Raw genomic sequence first — 18280 nt, 5'->3', positions numbered from 1 at the left:
GCTTACTTGAATGTTACGATATCTTCAAAGTTTCGTCTTGATTTTCCGAATTCTGGATCTGCTTTTCTGTATCCAAAAGCAGCCATAAATGACAAACCGTATTTATCTGTATCTACTCCAAATTTCTCTTTTAATAATGCTTCTGCTTTTTCTTGATGGAAACCTTCAATTGGACAAGAATCAATTCCTGTTAATGCTGCAGCGGTCATCATATTCCCTAAAGCAATATAGGTTTGTTTAGACGACCAATCGAATAATTTTTTGTCGGTATCTAAATCGAAATCACGCTCTTGAAACTCTCTGTAGAATTTAGAATACATTTCAATAACATCCTCTGGTAACTGTTTTACGTCCTTCATCATGTGCATAATATAGTCGGCATCATGCTTAACCATAGGTGCTTTCATACTTAAACCCAACACAAAATGACTTGCTGTATCTAATTTTAAAGGCGCTCCCCAAGCCACAGGTTTTAATAACTCACGTAATTCTTTGTCTTGAACTACAATAAAATGCCAAGGTTCAAAACCAAATGAACTTGGTGATAAATGTGCTGTTTCTAGGATGAATTTCATGTCTTCATCTGATACTTTTTTAGTCGCGTCAAATTCTTTAGTCGCATGTCTAAAATTAAAGGCGTTTAAGATGTCTTCTTTTGCAATGTTTGGTGTATTCATAATTATATATTATTATCTGATTTATTATTTTATAATTGATACTATCAAAAGTATAGTGACAAAAGTATATATAGTTTTAGTTTCTCACAATAACGGTCAAAAATGATAGTATAAAAATAATTTTACAAACACCTGTTATTCAGCATTATAGATGTTAAATAAATTACTATAAAAAGTATAGTTGTGTAATTTAATATAGTATTATATCTTTGCACTTACATAAACTATGAATACTATAATTTTTTAATTGTATGATGTATCACTATAAAGGAAAAGACTACCCTTGTTGCGCAAGTTTAACCATGGGCATTATTGGAGGTAAATGGAAGACTGTTATTTTATACCATTTAATAGGTGGTACACTTCGGTATAATGAGTTAAGAAAAGAAATGCCTACTGTTACAGAGCGCACCTTAAGTTTACAATTAAAGACTTTAGAGGAAGATGGCATTGTAAAACGAAAGGTATATACTTCTAAGCCGCCTTTAAAAGTAGAATATTCGTTAACCGATTTGGGAAAAACACTCATTCCGGTTATTCAATCTATTGCAGATTGGGGAGTGTCTGTTGTTGAAGAACAAGGAGGTCTTGTAGCGTAAGCGTTGGTTGTTATTTTTAACTATAACATTTTTACTATATACACAAATGGTATGCAATGAAGACGCTTTACAATAAAGCTGATCTTAATCTTTTGTAACATCCACATTAGAAATGTCTTTTAACACCCAATTTAAAACTGCATCTATGCTATTTTTTTGATTCGTCCATTTTGAAGAAATGGCTATATCTGGTTGAACCCCATTGCTTTTTGTCTCTTGAAAACGAAAGAGACGCTTAGAATATGTTATTAATAATTTAGAATTTGGAAGGCTAAATTGTCCTAAATCTTGATATCCATTAGGGTTTGCACCTGTAGTTTCGCCTACAAGTTTGGCGTTTAAGATTTGTTTAAATTGCATGGCATTTACCATTGCCGCAGAATATGTTTTTCTATTGATTAGTACATAAACATTAGCATTCCAATTAATAGAGTCGCAAGTGTTTAAATAGCTAGAAAGAATTAATCCTTTAAAAAAGTCACCACCATAATTATCTCGTAAATCTATGATGAGATGTTCTGATTTGTTTTCTTCGATGAATTGATAAATTTGTTTTGAGAAATTATTCATTTCATCTTCTGGAGGATATGCTTTAAAGTTAATATAAATAGTTTTGGAATCGTTTAATGAAGAAAACCAAAGGTTTTTATTCTTTGCATCTTGAGGCGGAGTAATATTGGGGTGTGTATATTTTAATTTTTCATAGCTAATACTAGCCAATGCATCTTTATTGTATGATTTTAATTTGATGGACTTATCTATACCTTGCGCATCTGTAAATGTAAATGCTGTTTGTTCTGAGTTTGTTATGATATTTAATGCTTTTAATATTTCAGAAACAAGCATATAACTACAAGTTCTATCCATTGCTGAATACTTATTTTCGGTAAATGGTGTTAGTTTTAAGACTTTTTTATAAATATCTTCAACAGGTATACCATTAATACTTTTTAGTTTTTTACCAAGAAACTGTTGGTGCGCTTTAGGAATACTAATCACTCTGATGTCTCCATCATAATTAAAAAGCTCTATTGGATATCTTGTAAGCTCCCTATTCCATAACGGCACTGAAGTATGTCCATCGCCTTTTCCTCCACCTACTTTTTGCGTAATTCGCATGAGTTCAACTATAATTTGAAAATCATTTAAGCTAGATAATTTATGCTTCAAGTTTTCAATTTCAGAATTCAATTCATTTTTTGAAATTGTATGATACAGGTTAATATGCTTTTCTTCTAATGTCTTTTGATAATACGTAATATCTTCTATCCATTCCTTTCTATTTTGAGCATTACAAAAACATCCAAAAACAAGGCTGTATATTATGGAAACAATTATGTGTTTCATTTTAGTTTATCATTTTCATTAACTTACATATAAGTACCTAAGCCGTATGATGTTCTTCGATTTCTTTTGTATAAGCTGCCAAACGTAACATATCATAAAACTTATTCAATTTACCTGTAAGTACAGCGATGGCACTGTGATCTATAAATAAGCTTCTAGAGATGTTTTGTTTCTTTTGAATACGTTCTTTAATTAAGGCCTTAGCCTTATTAATTCCTTGCGTTTCATAAGTATACAGAATTTTAACTGCATTTTCCTCGGCTGTTATGGTACGTGCTTTAGGTGTATAGCCTATTTGTTTTACCATAGCTTCCGCTAATGCCCAAACCGACCATGGGTTTTGACCTGTGATTAAATTATTATCATGACTTATTTTTTCTAAATAGGTAATACCTTCATTAAATTGGGCTCCTTGTTCTGTTAATTTGTCTTGCAACAAGAATGGGAAAATAGATTTTGCATCAGGAATTAGCAATAGCTCTTCTTTATTGGTAAATCCACTGACTTGTTTGTTTTTTAAAAAGGATTCTCCATTATCTAAGGTTATATTAACCAATGCCGCTGGTCCGTGGCAGACTGCTCCAATTACTTTATTAGATTTATGAAAGTCTTGTATTAAAGTCTGTATGTGTTTGTTATTTGGAAAATCGAACATGGCTCCTTTACCGCCCACAAAATAGACCGCTTCATATGTTTCGGACTTAACCTTTTGCAATGCAATTGTATGCTTAAGTTTACGACGAGGTATACTATCATTTAAAAAGGCATAATCAAATACTCCCATATCGTCATTATCTAGAACCATAGGAGGCTTTCCTCCCAAAGGGCTTGCCACATCGACATCAAAACCATTAGCTTTAAAGACGTAGTAGGCTCGCGCTAATTCGGTAAGCTCGAAGCCTGTCGCTTTTCCACTTAAACCCATAGTGTCCGTACTAGTAACTACTGCTAATATTTTTCCACGATACGATGGCATGGCGTCATTAATATAGGCGATGTCACTGGCATTACTATTGCTAATGTTGGTGCTTTCTTGAGGCAAAAGGCTTGCGATATAGAAGCCTAATACGATTATAAATACGATGATAAAGCCTAGACCTGTTAAAAGCCATTTTAAAATTTTATACTTTTTAAACATGTGAAGTGTATTAATTTGTTTTATATGGTTTTAGGTTATTATCGTAACGATGAAACTTCATCTTTAAAAAACGTATGCAAACGTTTGGTGCCAAATCTTGGTGCAATGTTATCTTCTGCCATTAAGGTTAAAAAAAACTCTATGGGGCCATACACCTTAGACGACGCAAAGGTGCGTAAGCTCGATATAGCAAATCGCCTTATCCAATCTGGTAAGTGCATTATTTTTATTGGTTTTTGCCAAGCATCTAAAGCCATCTCTCCTATTTCATTTAATGTTAAAATATCTGGACCACCAACTACGATTTCTGTATTTTTTGCATTAATAGCTTGCAGGCACACAATTGCCAAATCCTCTCCATGAATGGGGTTAAACTTTTGCTCACCATTGCCAAAAAGATATATTTTACCTCGTTTTGCCATGTCTAAAAAGTCTTTCATATCAGAAAAAAAGCCATTTGGTCTAATAATGGTATAATCTAATCCTGAGTTTTTTACAGCATCGACAAACTTTTCTTTAGCTTCAAATATTTTAAGATGTCTATATTTATGTCCATTAATTGCTGAGATGTAAATAAACTTTTTCACCCCCGCTTTTTTCGCTTCGTTGAGTAAGTTAAGGTTGGCCTGATAATCGACATCCATATAAGTTAAATCTTCTTTTTGTCTTGTAATGCCAACCGTAGAAATGACAGTAGTGACCCCTTCACAAATGCCTTTTAAAGTTTCGGGTTGTGTCACTTCTGCTTTTATAATTTTGACCGTTTGTTGTTCTAATGCTTGTAGCTTTTGGACTGATCTTGCTATAAGTTTTGCATTATACTTACCTTCTACTAAAGCTTTAGCGATATAGCCACCTAAATAACCTGTTGCTCCAGCAAGTAAAACGGTTTGAGTATTTGTTATATTCATTATGCTTCTATTTTTAAATTATAATTTGAGGAAGTACTACCGTACGAATGGTGAGTTTTTGACAACATAAATCTCTTACTAAACAGACACTTAAAAAAGTGCATTTAGATGGTACTTTAGTGTAACATGCTTAATATGAAAATTAAGATCATACTAATTTTTATTTTCTATGATTTGGAGTACATCGTAAACTAATATTAATGCGCTTTTGGAAGCTTCTAATTGATTTAAAGTACCAGATATGTAGGTATCTAACTGTGGGCAATACCATAGAAAAGCCGCAGTGCTTCCTGAATGTCCAATCAGTTGTACGTCTGAGTTCGTATCCATTAAATCTTTAATTGAGATCTTTCTTATTCCAAATCCGTAGGTCATACCTTTTGTTTCGTGTGTCCAACTTTGCATAGCTAAACGGGTTGCTTTGGTTACAATTTGATTAGTATTAAAAGCTTTAAGAAATGTGATTAAGTCTTTAGTTGTTGAAACTAATCCGCCACCACCCCAATCAGCGCTTAAGCTTTTAAGCGATGATAACTTTATATCTCCTGCATAAAACTCAGTCATTGAAAATGTATTTTCTATAGGCGCAGATTTTAAGTTGATATAAGAGTTATTCATTTGTAACGGCTGAAAAATATGCTGTAGCAAGAACTGATGGAACGTTAAACCACTTATGTTTTCTATTATCAATGCTAAGAGCACATATTCTGTATCTGTATAATGATAGCCAGCACCAGGACTAAAATGTGGTGTCATTTTTTGTTTAGTAAACGCAATCATTTCCTCTGCAGACCATGATTTATGAGGGTTTAATAATAACTGATTAATAATATTAGGACTCCCATCTGTAGTGTGGTCGGTAAAATAGTCTGGTAAACCTGAAGTATGTTGCAACAGGTGTGCAATGGTAAGGTCTTTTGAATAGTCGACACTATCTAAAACATGAATATTATTCAGTAAGGATTCAGGTAAATACTGAGCAATTTTGTCTTCAAACCTCAGTTTGTTATCATCCTTTAAAATTCCGATAGCTGTTGCTGTAAACATCTTGGTAACACTAGCGGTGTAAAATGTGCTGTTGTTATTAATACTATCTTCTTTACTTTTGGCTAGTTGTATATCAATTCCTCGAGATTGAGAATACACGTGCAGTATGCCACTTTTAACATGTTCTGTTTCTAATGCGGCAGTAAATAGCTTCTGTATACCCTCATCTGTAGTTTGTTGACTAAAACCGAGACATCCAATCACAAGTAGTATTGTTAAAATAATGCTTTTCATAATGTTAAACTACTTTATTTAAATTACTTATTGATTTAAAATTTAATGCCAATATAGAGGTTGGGTTCAAATAAAAAATGAGATTTCCATTTGTTATCTAGTTGTTTAAATTCATCAGGAGTATTGGTATCAATCATCCAATTTTGACAATGAAATTGAGGCTCAATAAAGAATTGTTTCTTTTTACCAAAAGCCAAATGATAACCAATATGATAAGAGGTATATAATTTAAAGCCATTGGCTATTTCTTTATTATCCAAATCTACATAGGTTTTGTATTGTGGCAACACTTCTACAGACGCAAATAGCCCTTTCCATAACATGCGTTGATACGACACCCCTATTCCGGTTTCTTTTAGGTAGCCAGGATAGAACTCACTTTCAGAATCTATTTTATCTAATAGTCCGTCCCACCATTGAATGCCCATAGGTTGAAATAAGCGCCAGGTGGCTAATTTTATCCCAATAATATTTTTAGCGTCTAATTGGCGTTTTACGTGTAATTCGATATGTTTTGTGTTTGTTCTTTCTCCACCTTTGCCAATATTACCTAGAATTATGGCGGGAAAACTTACTCTGTATTTGTGATTTGGTGTTTGATCTTTTAGTTGTTCTTGCTGACTTTGTGCAAAAACAGCATTTGTTAATAGTGTGAAGAGTATAACTATCGTTGATAACTGTTTCATGGGTAATTGTTTTAATTGTTGTTATTAATGTTTTTAATTGAATTCATTGGTTAATAGCTGTTGTATAATGGTACTGCGTTGTGTACCTGAATCATCTTGCTGGTTACTTAATAGTACGATTGTAGCATTGTATTTTGGTATAAAGCCAATCATGCTCCAATAACCATTTATGTCTCCGCCGTGCCAGTATAAGGTGGTATTACCTTCTTGTGTAGTGAACCAACCTAAACCAAAATCTACATAACCACTTGGGACGTCTTCAGCCAATATTTCGGCTTTTTCTTCATCGGTAAACCAATTGGTTTTAACAGCATTGGTCCAAGTTTCCATATCGTTTGGTGTACTACTGAAGTCACCAACCCCAAATGCAATCGCCATAGGATAGGTGCTATTACTGCTACCATTGTTATATCCTTCGGCATGTGTTTCAGTATTGATACTATTATTGCCTCTATGGGTCCCTGTCATTTCTAAAGGAGTTAATATGTTTTGCTGAATGTAGTCGTGGTAAGTCATTTGAGATAATTCTTCAATCAATAATGCTGCGATAAGAAAGTTGGAATTGCTATATTGTTTACTAGAACCGGGTGTGAAATTGAGACCGTTTTCTGAAATCATTTCGATAATAACCTCGTAAATGTCTTCTTCATCTAAGGTTTCTCCTTGTTCGTAAGCGTCTTCAACTACAAACTGATAATCTGGAATGCCAGACTGATGGGATAATAATTGGCTGATAGAAATTTGATCACCGTTTGGAAATGCGTCGTCAAATTCGTCTAAGGTTTGATTGAAACTTGTAATTAACCCATCGCGTTTTAACTGTACGATAGCCGCTGCAGTTATTGTTTTGCTTACTGAACCGATGCGGTAGGCTAAGTTATAACTTTGTGGCATTGCTGTGTTCTCATTTGCATAGCCATAACCTTGACGTACGAGGTTATTTCCGTCTTTAGTTATAATGGCATAACCTTGAAAGTCGATAGCGGTTAATAAATTTTCAGCTGTCGTATAACTTGTAGAAGGTGAATTGTCGTCATCATCTTTAGAGCATGCTGATATTAAGGTGATCATACATAATGTACAGAAGATCATAAGACGATGAACTGTAATTATTTTGACCTTTTTGGAGGTTTGATGAAATGATGTCATAATTGTTCGTTTTTTGATTGATTTAAAATATGTTGAAAGTGCAAAGTTGCCGCATAAGTTGCCTCTAATCGTTCGAAATTATAATTTAGAACGTTCGGAATTATGGTTTGAAGTTTTTTAATAAAGTTCTTATTGACTGATACTTTCCGCTGAATTTAAGATGCGCTATGTTCTACTAAGTAAGAACAGTAGTCTATAAGCTGTATTTATTGTAGAAGAAAAATGAGCTATAAAACAGTTAGTTGTTGTTTTGTTTTACCCATTGGCTAGGTGTTATACCTTCTATTTTTTTGAAGAAAGTATTAAATACACTTTTAGAATTAAAACCACTATCATAGGCTAATCCTAAAATAGTTATATGCTTAAATTTTGGATTTAAAGCCACTGTTTTAAAATGACTTAACCTAAATTGATTTATATAATCGTTGAAGTTCTTATTGAATTCGGCATTTAATAACCAAGACAATTTATTAGGATGCAAAGCTATATTTTTAGCGAGTTCTTTTAAGGAAAGGTTTGGATTTAAATAAGGTTCACTGTTTTTTATGAAATTTTCTAAAATTAACTTGTATTTAGCTATTTCGGCTGTATTTAAAGGTTTGGAATTTTCCTTGGGTATATTATAAGCAGTGTCTTTGTTTACAGCTACCAAGCCAGACGACAAAACTTGTTGTTCAATTAGCTGAAAACGTTTATACTCACGTAATGGATTTAAAAAAGGATCTAATTGGAAATTAACTAATTGTCCTATTTTTAAATTCATTTTGTCTTCAAATAGTTGTAAGGCCTGTTCTGTTTTTCCAGTATGTATAAGGAAATAGAAATGCCAAGGATAAATACTTTTAAAACTTTCTTCAATATTAATCGTGATGGATTCAATCGGAGTAGATAATGGTTTTTTATTAATAAGACAGAATAGTATTTCACACACCTCAGGGGCAATAAGTTGCGGCATTTTGGCAATGTAATCTCTAAAATTATAAGCGTCATTTAGAAGCATATAACAAGCTAACTTTGTCTCGATTGCTAAGGTAAAATTAGGATCAATTCTTAAACATTCCTCTAAATACACTATGGCTTTATTATACTCCTTATCTAAAAAGTAAATATTGCCTTTGGTAAAAAGATGATTAGGTGATAAAGGGCTTATTTCTATGGCTTTATTAATATTTAGCAATGCTTTGTCTAATTGATTTGTAGCCATATAAACTTCTGCTATTCCTTCATAAGCAATAGCGTAACTTGGATTTATTAAAAGTGTTTTTTTTAAAAACTCTATCCCTTTTGTATAATTCCAATTCAGCCAAAAACTTAGTGATGATTGAGAAAAATAACTCAAATAAGATTTAGAGTTAATCTTTAAACCTTGATTTAAAAACTGTCTCGTATTATACTCTCCGGTCTTTCTTTCAATACATCCCCAACTCGATAAAATACTGTAAGACCTAGATAAGGCAAAATAGGCATCATAAAAATCTTTATCTATGGCGATACTTTGTTTGTAGTAATTAATGGCTTCAATGTAATCTTCTAAAGCCCAATTGAGTTGATATGCCCTACCCTTTAAATAGAGCTTGTAGGCATTAATGTTTTTGGTTCCAATGATAGAAATGTTATTAGAAATATCAAAGTGACCAAAATTTTCTCTTATCTGTTCTGCGATTATTAAACTTATTTCATCTTGAAGTTCAAAAATATCGTCTAATTTGCGATTAAAATTTTGAGACCATACCTGAAAGCCATCATTTGTTCTGATTAATTGAATATTAATACGGATCCTATCCTTAAATATTCTAATACTCCCTTCTAAAATTGTAGCCACACCTAATTGATTGCCTATATGGCGCACATCGACATTGTTATTCTTAAACGAAAATGAAGAGGTTCTTGCTATAACTTTAAGACCCTTAACTTTAGTTAGTGCATTAATGATTTCTTCTGTAATTCCATCACAGAAATAATCGTTGTCAATATTATTACTCATATTGACAAAGGGTAATACAGCTATAGATTTTTGGTTAATCAAAGTATTGGTTTACATGCGCAAATGTATAAAAAGTTAATGAAGATTATCTTAGCATTTTTTTAGAGTCAGTGATTTAAACAATCATTTCTCTCTATATTTAATGGTTTATTAAATATGTAAAATCATAATTAGAGATTTGCTTAAATCTATTTTGTGAAATATGCTGAATCTTCAAGAATTTGAATAATCTCACTTATAATGAGGTCTTTGATGGAAGACGTTTTTAATAGATGAGTAAGAATTATAACTGCTTTAAATATACTATATAATTTTGGTTGTGTTCACTTGTATTTGAGGGGTAATATGGTTCTTAAATTATGTTAAGGTTAACAGAATAAAACTTAAAAACAAGTACCTTTGTAACCATTGTCATTTGAAGTCCAAATCTTCAATTTATTTTTATAAAATCTTCAATTATGAAACAGATACTTATCGTATTTACAGCCTTATTATTAAGCACAACATCTTATGCACAATTTGAAATTTCGGTTAGTGGTGGTTACGCCATTGGAAGCGCTGGAATGAAAATAGGTGAAAAACAAACGACTGGTGGTACCGAAAATACCTATGGTAGTTATGGGGAAGGATTTAACACACAATTACGTGGTACATATTTTTTTAATGAGCGCTTTGGTGCAGATTTGAGTTTAGGGTATTTGCATGGTTCTGATCAAACGGTCTCTGAGGTTCGTTTGCCAGGTTATGACGTAGATGCTATTGCAAGAGCTCGTGCTTATGGTGCTTCTGCTTCATTAGTTTACAGGTTTAACGACAATGTATATGGTCGTATTGGTGCGCTTGTTAAATTAGGAGGTAAAACTGAAGCTGTTGTACATCAGAAAGTTAATTTTTCGCAAGCAGAAGCAGATGCTTTTGGTGTCCCATTAGGATCGTATTCTGAAACCAATTATGTAGAAGACTTTCACGGTCAGTTTCCTTTAGGCTTTGTTGCTGCTATAGGTTATAGACATGACTTAAGCACATCGTTTAGTGTTTTTGTAGAAGCTGAGTATTACGGTATCAGTTTAAAACGAAAAGATTCTGAAATCACGGAGTTTAATACCAATGTTGTTTTACCTGACGGAACGGTTGCTGTAAAGGGGCTTTATTCTTTAGATAATTTACCTGCAGGTATAAATAAAACCACAACTTATGTAGATGAGTTACCTAGTGGAAATACCGATTCGTCAAAGAAATTAGCCGTAAAAGTACCGTATTCTTCCTTTGGTGTTAACTTTGGTATAATTTATAAGTTTAAGCGTTCGAATTCAGAATCTAAATAGATATTTAGGCTGGCATTATGCTTTGCTTTTAGTTTAACTCATTCATAATTTCTGCGAATAATTCGTAAGATCGAATTCTGGCATTGATATCATACAGATGCGTTACTGCAATGAGTTCGTCTGCATTTGATTGAGCTAAAAATTCTTTAACCTGTGCTTTAACTGTGGCTTTGCTACCAATAAAACTGTACTTCAGCATTTGATGGACTTGCGGGTTACGCATGATATCCTTTAAATCTTCGGTCATTTCTGTTGGTGGCTGCACGTTAGCCCGTCTTCCTGTAAATATGCCTACAATCATTCGGATTAATGAGGTCGCTAAGCGTTCTGCTTCTTCGTCTGTATCAGCAATAATGATGTTAACGCCTGCCATAAAATATGGTTCTTGTAAGGCTTCAGACGGTTTAAATTCTTTACGATATATAGCTATAGCATCCCATAGATGTGTGGTTGCAAAATGACTCGCAAAGGCATAAGGCAGTCCTTTTTTAGCTGCTAAATGCGCACTATCTGTGCTAGATCCCAAGATATACAATGGTACGTTGACGCCTTCGGCAACAGTAGCTCTTACTTGAGATTCGTCATTTTCGGATGAAAAATAGGTTTGTATTTTGTCTACTTCAGTTGGAAATGAGTGTGCGGCTTGCATAAAATCGGTACGAATAGCTTCAGCCGTTTCTCTGTCTGTGCCAGGAGCTCTGCCTAATCCTAAATCTATTCTATTGGGATAGATGGTTCCTAAAGTCCCGAACTGCTCGGCAATAATTAAAGGTGAATGATTAGGTAACATAATACCGCCAGAACCTACTCTTAAGGTTTTAGTGCCTTGCGCTACATAACCAATTAATATAGAAGTTGCACTACTCGCAATATTAGCTGCGTTATGGTGTTCTGCCAACCAATAGCGTGAATAACCATAAGTCTCTGCATGTTGCGCTAGTTTTAATACGTTAGTATAGGTGTCTTGTAATGTATGGTCTTCTGATACTAAAGCCAGATCTAATATAGAATATGATGTATGTTTAGTGCTCATAACGTTATCAATTGTATAATTGGGGTCTAAGTAAGTGTGTTAAGACTGCTTTAGTCGCTTTTTTTACTTACGAGTTACAAAGGTAAATACATTTCCATTTCTATTGTTTTTTATGTCTTTATTTTATGATTATATAAGCTGTTTTTTTTTGAGTGCTATTTATAAAATTCAAAAAGGAGCGTCGTTTTTAAAAACAACTCTCCTTTTCTACTCATCAACCAATCAATCTAACTCTTGTTATTCCATATCTATAATACCAACGACTTCATAAGCTCTAGTACCATCTACTTGTACTTTTTCATATAATACATTAGCGTATTCGTAATAGGTTTGTCCGTCTATGGTTACTTTTTCATAATCTTCTGGAAGCTCGTAAACAACAGTTCCTATTTCTGGATCTACGACTTCATACGCATTATTAATTTGAATATAAAAGATGCCTTGTGAGATGTAATAATTATGTGTGTTAAAACGTACGCGTTTGTGGTTTGCTGGTAAAGTCTTTATTCTAAATCCTACTTTTGGAGCAATAACAATGTAACGTCCTCTAGATTGGGTATAAAACTTATTATTTGCATAATAGTAATTTTGCCCCTTATGTTTTACAATGGTTTTGTTTGGTATAGATCTTACAGAAACGACTTTACGTGTTGGTTTTTTGTAAATAACCTTAGTGCTTGAGACTCTTCTGTTATTAGCCTTATTAACGGCTGTGGTCGTTCTTTTTGTTGTAGTAACTACCGTTTTTTGTTTTGCATTACTACGCTTTGTTTGTGCTGAAACCTGTGTTGCTGTCCCTATTAATACCAGTGCTGGTAATATGATTGTTTTTATAAGTGTTTTCATAATCTTAATATTTAATAATTCAACGTTTTCAATCTGTACCTAAGACTTTATTTCTGTTTGATGGTTTAAAGGTATTTGTAATATTCATGTTAAAAAAAGCCAATAGACGTATGCAGAGATTGTGTCTACCAATGCAATAATTATATAGATTAGATTTGTGAATAATGGCTAATAGCGGCTTTGTGGTAGCACCATAAAAAAAGACCTATCGTTTTAAATAGGTCTTTTTATATCTGTATAGACATTTATATATGGCTGTTTTTATAAGGAGTTGTTATTGATAAACTCCAAGAATTTAGATTTGTATTGTTCAGATACTGTAATTCGTTGTTGGTTGATAATAATTTGACTGCGTTCAATGACATCTATATTATGTAAGGATACAATAAACGAACGGTGTACACGCATGAATTGTGTTTCGGGTAGTTCTTCTTCTAGAGATTTTAAGCTCATGAGGGTTAAAATAGGCTTTGGGTTGTCTTTTAACCATATTTTGATGTAATCTTTTAAGCCTTCAAAATATAAGACGTCTGCTAATTTAACGCGTAGTTGTTTGTATTCTGATTTTACAAAGAGGAATTCTTTTTCTTTAGAAAGGATACTTTCTCGTTTCCCTTTTACTAGCTCAAACCAGGTATTGGCTTTGTTGGCCGCGGCTAAAAATTCAGCATAATCAAACGGTTTTAATAAATAATCTATAGCTTCTACCTTAAAACCTTCTAAGGCATAATGATCGAAGGCTGTGGTAAAAATAACACGAGTGTCTTTTGGAAGCATTTTAGAAAACTCAATACCGGTAAGATCTGGCATTTGTATATCTAGAAAAAGTAAGTTCACCGGATTGTTTTTAAGAACTTCCATGGCTTCAATAGCACTACTAAACTTATGCTTTAGATCTAGGAACGGCGTTTTCTCTACGTAACTTTCTACTAAATTGAGTGCCATTGGCTCATCGTCTACAATACTACAGGTGATTTTAAAGTTACTCATGTTTAGTTGGTTTGAATTTCTAAAGTGACTATAAAGCGATTGTTTTTTAAGATGGTTTTAAAGCTGAACTTATCTGGGTACAATAATTCTAGTCGTTTTTCTAAGTTTTGAAGTCCAATTCCAGACCCACTTTTATCATCTGTCTTCTTTGGAAAATTATCGTTTTCTATAGAAAATAAAACCGTATTATCATCACAAGTCATGTTAATATCAATACTACTAGTTTGAGATGCAGAAACACCATGTTTAAATGCATTTTCGATTAGTGAAATAAATAATAACGGCGCTATTTGAATGCCTGTTTCTTTGATAGGAAAACTATAACTCACAGTTGTTTTGTCTGACACCCTTAACTTCATTAGATCGATATACTTTTTAAGAAAATCAATTTCTTTAGTAAGCGGAATGGACTCTACATTGGTTTCATACAGCATATAGCGCATCAATTTGCTTAAACTATGTATAGACGATTTGGCTTGGTCTGGGGAAATATCGACTAATGAATAAATATTATTTAAAGAGTTAAAGAAGAAATGCGGTTGCAATTGGTAGTGTAAATGCTGTAATTCTGACTTTAATTTTATATTGGTTGCCTCTTTGCGTTCTGCTTCTGTTTTACTCCAACGTTTTGTTGTTTTTAAAGCAATTGAAAACAACAGTGGCGCCATATAAGACAAGATTTGTATATAGATGGCCATTTTAAATGGTGGTGCAACTCTGTTCTTGTTTTCAAGTCGTTTTTTTATGATTTGTTGAAAGAAGTTATCTTCAATATATTCTTTTAAAAACAAGAAGAAGGCAATTAATGCTGCGTTTATAAGTATAAACTGCAGCATTTTTTTAGGAAACAAAAAGCGATCTACTAAGACAAAGTAATTGAAGTAGAAGATTATGGTAGAAAAGAACAAGGGAATCCAAAAATGTGCTTTTACTCTATCTAACTCTTGTTCTTGGCCATACGACAACAAGTAAGGTAAACTAAATAGTGTTAACCAAACTAGTAGATGTGTAAGGATTGTAATTGTTTTATTCTTGTACATGATTTATTATTCGTAACGTAAAGCTGTTATTGGATCTAAAGCTGATGCTTTTCGTGCAGGATACCATCCAAAAAAGATACCAGTTACCGCACAAACGGCAAACGAAATCACAATGGAATACAGTGCCACGCTTGTAGGCCAATTTAAGAATTTTTCTATGAACACAGTTGCTCCAAGCCCTAATAATACTCCTAAAACACCACCTGTGATGCTAATTAAAATGGCTTCGATTAAAAACTGCATTAAAATGTCGGAGCCCTTGCCTCCTACTGCCATACGTAATCCAATCTCTTTAGTTCGTTCTTTTACAGAAACATACATAATGTTCATGATGCCAATTCCGCCAATTAATAGTGAGATGCTAGCGACTGCCACGAGGAGAATGGTTAACATTTCGCTGGTAGAACTAAAGGTAGAAATTAATTCTTCCATAGAACGTACATGAAAATCATCCTCTTCAGTATCCATTAGTCTATGTTGTTCGCGTAAAATTTGAGAGACTTCTATCACCGCATTTGGCGCTTCTTCTTCGCTTACCGCAGATGCCATAATTTGATTTAAATGCGTGATAGCCAAAATACGCTTTTGTACTGTGGTGTATGGTGCAATAACCACATCATCCTGATCTTGTCCAAAGGTGTTCTCCCCTTTTTCTTCTAACACACCAATCACTTTAAATGGAATATTATTAAAACGAATCATTTGCCCAATAGGATCTTGACCGTCTGTAAACACATTATCAACGACGGTCTGGCCAATTAAAGCCACTTTAGCAGCCGTTTGTACTTCAGCATCTGTAAACATACTTCCGCTTTGTAAGTCGACAACTTTAATTTTTAAATACTCCGGATTTACTCCGTAAATAGAAGAAGGCCAGTTGTTAGAGCCGTTAATAACTTGACCTTTACCTTCTACTACAGGTGTACTGTAGCTCAACAGTGAAGCCTGTTTTTTTATCGCTTGATAATCACTTAATGTGAGTGATTCCATAACACTTGCTTCTTGTCTTACTCCACCTCGCGTATCTGCTCCTGCTTTGATGGTAATCATATTAGAACCCATAGCGGAAATAGTAGTACGGATACTTTCTTTAGAGCCTTCACCTATGGCTAACATGGCAATTACAGAGGCTACACCAATGATGATGCCTAACATGGTTAGCAAGGTTCTTGTTTTATTAAGAACAATAGCTTTTGTAGCGATTTTAAATAGATTTAATAGTCTCATCTGTTTAGATTTATTATTTTTTAAAGGTCAAATGGAATACCACAATTACATATAAGTTTATATTGGAATTTTGATATAGCATTTCCTAATTAATGGTCTTGTTTGGGTAGTTTAGCCAATTCATTTGCTGCAGATTGTATATTATCATTGTTATAATCTTGCATAATGTCTCCGTCTTTTAATACAATAGTTCTGCTACTAAACGTGGCTATATCAGGTTCGTGCGTTACGAATGTGATGGTAATACCTTGTTTGTTTAATTCTTGAAATAAAGACATGATTTCGTACGAAGTTCGTGTATCTAAGTTTCCTGTAGCCTCATCGGCTAATATCATTACGGGATTGTTAACCAACGATCTGGCAATGGCCACACGTTGTTGTTGTCCTCCTGAAAGCTGCGAAGGTGTATGGTGCAATCGTTCACCCAAACCAACCATCTCCAAGGCTTTGATTGCTCGTTCCCTTCGCTCTTCAGAAGTTACTTTACTATTGTATAATAAGGGTAATTCAACGTTTTCAATAGCCGATGTTCTAGCTAATAAATTATAAGATTGAAAAATGAATCCAATCTTTTCGTTTCTAATGGTTGCTAATTCATTTCTGCTGAGATCTTTTACACGGACCCCATCAATTTCATAAGTTCCAGAGGTGGGTTGATCTAAACAGCCTAAGATGTTAAGCATGGTACTTTTACCAGAACCACTCGATCCCATGATGGTTACAAATTCCCCTTCTTTGATATCAAACGAAATACCTTTTAAGGCATGAACCGTTTCGGTTCCCATGGTAAATTCTCGTTTTAAATCTTCAATTTTTATGATTGCTTTACTCATGATTCTTTATTTTTTCTTGCCTCCTGGACGTTGTGGTATAAAAGGACTTGTACTTTTTTTAGTCGTAATAGCTTCAGATTTTGACACACCTTTTAAGCTATACACTAGTTTTTCACCTTCTGAAATTCCGCTTAAAATTTGAACATTAACACCATCACTGGCACCAAGAATTACTGGTTTAGGAGTTATAGCTCCGTTGCCTTCTAATACCCAAAGCGTAGTTTCATCTCTAGGGTATTCTGCTGTATTCCCCTCTAATTGATGTTGTAGATTATAGGTATTTAGAACTTCTCTTTCAGGATCAAAGTTGATGGCTTTAGCTTCTGCCGTTAATACATCACTTAATTCTAAAGTGTAAATTGAGATGGTTGCTGTTAATCCTGGTTTTAGTTTTAGTTCTGGGTTATGTGCTTTAATAACAACAGTATAAGTTACAACATTTGAAGTAACAGTTGGATCTAATCGTACTTGAGTAACTTCACCTTCAAAGGTCTCACCTATGTAAGCATCTACAGTAAATTCTACACGTTGGCCTTCTTTAACTTGCCCTATATCTGCTTCATCAACATCGGCTTCCACTTGCATTTCTTTTAGGTCTTGTGCAATGGTGAATAAGGTTGGGGTGCTTAAACTTGCCGCTACGGTCTGCCCTTCGTCAATCGCTCTCGATAATACGACTCCGTCTATAGGAGAATAAATATTGGCGTATTCTAAATTGGTTCTTGCCTGTTGTAAGTCAGAATAACGTTGTGTTACTGTTCCTTTTGCAGTTTGATAATTGTATTCGGCATCATCAAAATCGGATTTGCTTATGACTTGATTATCGTATAAGGTTTTCTGTCTGTCGTAAATTGTCTTCGTGTAGTTTCTTTGGCTTACAGCATTGTCATAAGCTGCTTGTGCTTGGGTTTTAGCTGCATTGAGATTGGTTTTATCCAATTCGGCAATCAATTGACCTTCCGTTACCACACTGTTATAGTCTACATATATTTTTTCTACGACACCAGACACTTGTGTTCCAACTTCTACTTGCGTAATTGGTTCTATAGTTCCTGTTGCAGTAACCATTGTGGTGACGTCTGCTTTTTTTGCTACTATTGTTTTCGCTTCAATAATCATAGCATCGTCTCCCTTTAGAAAAGCGTAGCTTGCAAAGGCTATTACTATAACAACTATGCTGGTTATGATTATGGTTTTTTTATTTTTTTTCATGA

General features: G+C 33.7%; 17 protein-coding genes. 2 read left to right on the top strand and 15 right to left on the bottom strand.

From position 1 onward, the window contains the following. Nucleotides 1-2 precede the first annotated feature (2 nt). On the bottom strand, nt 3-677 hold the full coding sequence (locus tag VDP25_RS09385) for an NAD(P)H-dependent oxidoreductase (RefSeq protein ID WP_334469097.1): 675 nt from the start codon (nt 675-677) through the stop codon (nt 3-5). Nucleotides 678-931: 254 nt separating this feature from the next. Between VDP25_RS09385 and VDP25_RS09380 the strand changes: the two genes are divergently transcribed. Beyond that, a complete protein-coding gene (locus tag VDP25_RS09380) occupies nt 932-1276 on the top strand; it encodes a winged helix-turn-helix transcriptional regulator (protein WP_334469401.1) in 345 nt (114 codons plus the stop codon). An 84-nt stretch (nt 1277-1360) separates the two neighbouring features. Here VDP25_RS09380 and VDP25_RS09375 read toward each other — a convergent pair whose 3' ends face one another. From VDP25_RS09375 to VDP25_RS09345, 7 genes are all read right to left on the bottom strand, one after another. Next, on the bottom strand, nt 1361-2623 hold the full coding sequence (locus tag VDP25_RS09375) for a S41 family peptidase (RefSeq protein ID WP_334469095.1): 1263 nt from the start codon (nt 2621-2623) through the stop codon (nt 1361-1363). Nucleotides 2624-2660: 37 nt separating this feature from the next. Continuing rightward, entirely contained in the window at nt 2661-3761 is a 1101-nt protein-coding gene (locus VDP25_RS09370; protein ID WP_334469093.1) for a type 1 glutamine amidotransferase domain-containing protein, read from the bottom strand. Nucleotides 3762-3799: 38 nt separating this feature from the next. Beyond that, the gene (locus tag VDP25_RS09365) at nt 3800-4672 is read right to left on the bottom strand and encodes an SDR family oxidoreductase (protein WP_334469091.1); all 873 of its coding nucleotides are present in this window, start codon (nt 4670-4672) and stop codon (nt 3800-3802) included. A 153-nt stretch (nt 4673-4825) separates the two neighbouring features. Beyond that, nucleotides 4826-5953, bottom strand: a complete 1128-nt coding sequence (locus VDP25_RS09360; RefSeq protein ID WP_334469088.1) for a serine hydrolase domain-containing protein — start codon at nt 5951-5953, stop codon at nt 4826-4828. Nucleotides 5954-5988: 35 nt separating this feature from the next. Continuing rightward, nucleotides 5989-6639 carry a hypothetical protein gene (locus VDP25_RS09355; protein WP_334469086.1) on the bottom strand — a complete coding sequence of 217 codons (651 nt, stop codon included), beginning with the start codon at nt 6637-6639 and terminating at the stop codon, nt 5989-5991. A 33-nt stretch (nt 6640-6672) separates the two neighbouring features. Continuing rightward, nucleotides 6673-7788, bottom strand: coding sequence for a serine hydrolase domain-containing protein (locus VDP25_RS09350; RefSeq protein WP_334469084.1), 1116 nt, complete (start codon nt 7786-7788; stop codon nt 6673-6675). A gap of 238 nt (nt 7789-8026) precedes the next feature. Next, nucleotides 8027-9772, bottom strand: a complete 1746-nt coding sequence (locus VDP25_RS09345; RefSeq protein WP_334469082.1) for a tetratricopeptide repeat protein — start codon at nt 9770-9772, stop codon at nt 8027-8029. Nucleotides 9773-10230: 458 nt separating this feature from the next. Between VDP25_RS09345 and VDP25_RS09340 the strand changes: the two genes are divergently transcribed. Further along, nucleotides 10231-11097, top strand: a complete 867-nt coding sequence (locus VDP25_RS09340) for an outer membrane beta-barrel protein (RefSeq protein ID WP_334469080.1) — start codon at nt 10231-10233, stop codon at nt 11095-11097. Nucleotides 11098-11125: 28 nt separating this feature from the next. Here the strand turns inward: VDP25_RS09340 and VDP25_RS09335 are convergent, their stop codons facing one another. The 7 genes from VDP25_RS09335 to VDP25_RS09305 form a co-directional block, all read right to left on the bottom strand. Then, nucleotides 11126-12130, bottom strand: a complete 1005-nt coding sequence (locus tag VDP25_RS09335) for an LLM class flavin-dependent oxidoreductase (protein WP_334469078.1) — start codon at nt 12128-12130, stop codon at nt 11126-11128. Nucleotides 12131-12367: 237 nt separating this feature from the next. Next, nucleotides 12368-12976: a DUF6515 family protein gene (locus VDP25_RS09330; protein WP_334469075.1), complete on the bottom strand. Its 609-nt coding sequence runs from the start codon at nt 12974-12976 to the stop codon at nt 12368-12370. Nucleotides 12977-13237: 261 nt separating this feature from the next. Then, complete coding sequence (locus tag VDP25_RS09325) at nt 13238-13966, bottom strand: LytR/AlgR family response regulator transcription factor (protein WP_334469072.1); 729 nt, start codon at nt 13964-13966, stop codon at nt 13238-13240. A 2-nt stretch (nt 13967-13968) separates the two neighbouring features. Next, the gene (locus VDP25_RS09320) at nt 13969-15006 is read right to left on the bottom strand and encodes a sensor histidine kinase (protein ID WP_334469071.1); all 1038 of its coding nucleotides are present in this window, start codon (nt 15004-15006) and stop codon (nt 13969-13971) included. Between the two features lie 6 nt (nt 15007-15012). Next, on the bottom strand, nt 15013-16233 hold the full coding sequence (locus VDP25_RS09315; protein ID WP_334469068.1) for an ABC transporter permease: 1221 nt from the start codon (nt 16231-16233) through the stop codon (nt 15013-15015). An 89-nt stretch (nt 16234-16322) separates the two neighbouring features. After that, nucleotides 16323-17066 carry an ABC transporter ATP-binding protein gene (locus tag VDP25_RS09310; protein ID WP_334469066.1) on the bottom strand — a complete coding sequence of 248 codons (744 nt, stop codon included), beginning with the start codon at nt 17064-17066 and terminating at the stop codon, nt 16323-16325. 6 nt (nt 17067-17072) lie between these two features. Beyond that, nucleotides 17073-18278, bottom strand: a complete 1206-nt coding sequence (locus tag VDP25_RS09305) for an efflux RND transporter periplasmic adaptor subunit (RefSeq protein WP_334469064.1) — start codon at nt 18276-18278, stop codon at nt 17073-17075. Nucleotides 18279-18280: the final 2 nt, after the last annotated feature.

The sequence above is a fragment of the Winogradskyella sp. ECml5-4 genome, from assembly GCF_036903175.1.
In the GTDB taxonomy this organism is placed as follows: Bacteria; Bacteroidota; Bacteroidia; order Flavobacteriales; family Flavobacteriaceae; genus Winogradskyella; species Winogradskyella damuponensis.
The sequence above is the reverse complement of the archived record's forward strand: the minus strand, read 5'-3'. Positions and strand labels throughout refer to the sequence as shown.

Bases quoted from the DNA above. Each gene is read 5' to 3' on its own strand.
- VDP25_RS09385 (WP_334469097.1), bottom strand. From the start codon at position 677: ATGAATACACCAAACATTGCAAAAGAAGACATCTTAAACGCCTTTAAT.
- VDP25_RS09380 (WP_334469401.1), top strand. From the start codon at position 932: ATGTATCACTATAAAGGAAAAGACTACCCTTGTTGCGCAAGTTTAACC.
- VDP25_RS09375 (WP_334469095.1), bottom strand. From the start codon at position 2,623: ATGAAACACATAATTGTTTCCATAATATACAGCCTTGTTTTTGGATGT.
- VDP25_RS09370 (WP_334469093.1), bottom strand. From the start codon at position 3,761: ATGTTTAAAAAGTATAAAATTTTAAAATGGCTTTTAACAGGTCTAGGC.
- VDP25_RS09365 (WP_334469091.1), bottom strand. From the start codon at position 4,672: ATGAATATAACAAATACTCAAACCGTTTTACTTGCTGGAGCAACAGGT.
- VDP25_RS09360 (WP_334469088.1), bottom strand. From the start codon at position 5,953: ATGAAAAGCATTATTTTAACAATACTACTTGTGATTGGATGTCTCGGT.
- VDP25_RS09355 (WP_334469086.1), bottom strand. From the start codon at position 6,639: ATGAAACAGTTATCAACGATAGTTATACTCTTCACACTATTAACAAAT.
- VDP25_RS09350 (WP_334469084.1), bottom strand. From the start codon at position 7,788: ATGACATCATTTCATCAAACCTCCAAAAAGGTCAAAATAATTACAGTT.
- VDP25_RS09345 (WP_334469082.1), bottom strand. From the start codon at position 9,772: ATGAGTAATAATATTGACAACGATTATTTCTGTGATGGAATTACAGAA.
- VDP25_RS09340 (WP_334469080.1), top strand. From the start codon at position 10,231: ATGAAACAGATACTTATCGTATTTACAGCCTTATTATTAAGCACAACA.
- VDP25_RS09335 (WP_334469078.1), bottom strand. From the start codon at position 12,130: ATGAGCACTAAACATACATCATATTCTATATTAGATCTGGCTTTAGTA.
- VDP25_RS09330 (WP_334469075.1), bottom strand. From the start codon at position 12,976: ATGAAAACACTTATAAAAACAATCATATTACCAGCACTGGTATTAATA.
- VDP25_RS09325 (WP_334469072.1), bottom strand. From the start codon at position 13,966: ATGAGTAACTTTAAAATCACCTGTAGTATTGTAGACGATGAGCCAATG.
- VDP25_RS09320 (WP_334469071.1), bottom strand. From the start codon at position 15,006: ATGTACAAGAATAAAACAATTACAATCCTTACACATCTACTAGTTTGG.
- VDP25_RS09315 (WP_334469068.1), bottom strand. From the start codon at position 16,233: ATGAGACTATTAAATCTATTTAAAATCGCTACAAAAGCTATTGTTCTT.
- VDP25_RS09310 (WP_334469066.1), bottom strand. From the start codon at position 17,066: ATGAGTAAAGCAATCATAAAAATTGAAGATTTAAAACGAGAATTTACC.
- VDP25_RS09305 (WP_334469064.1), bottom strand. From the start codon at position 18,278: ATGAAAAAAAATAAAAAAACCATAATCATAACCAGCATAGTTGTTATA.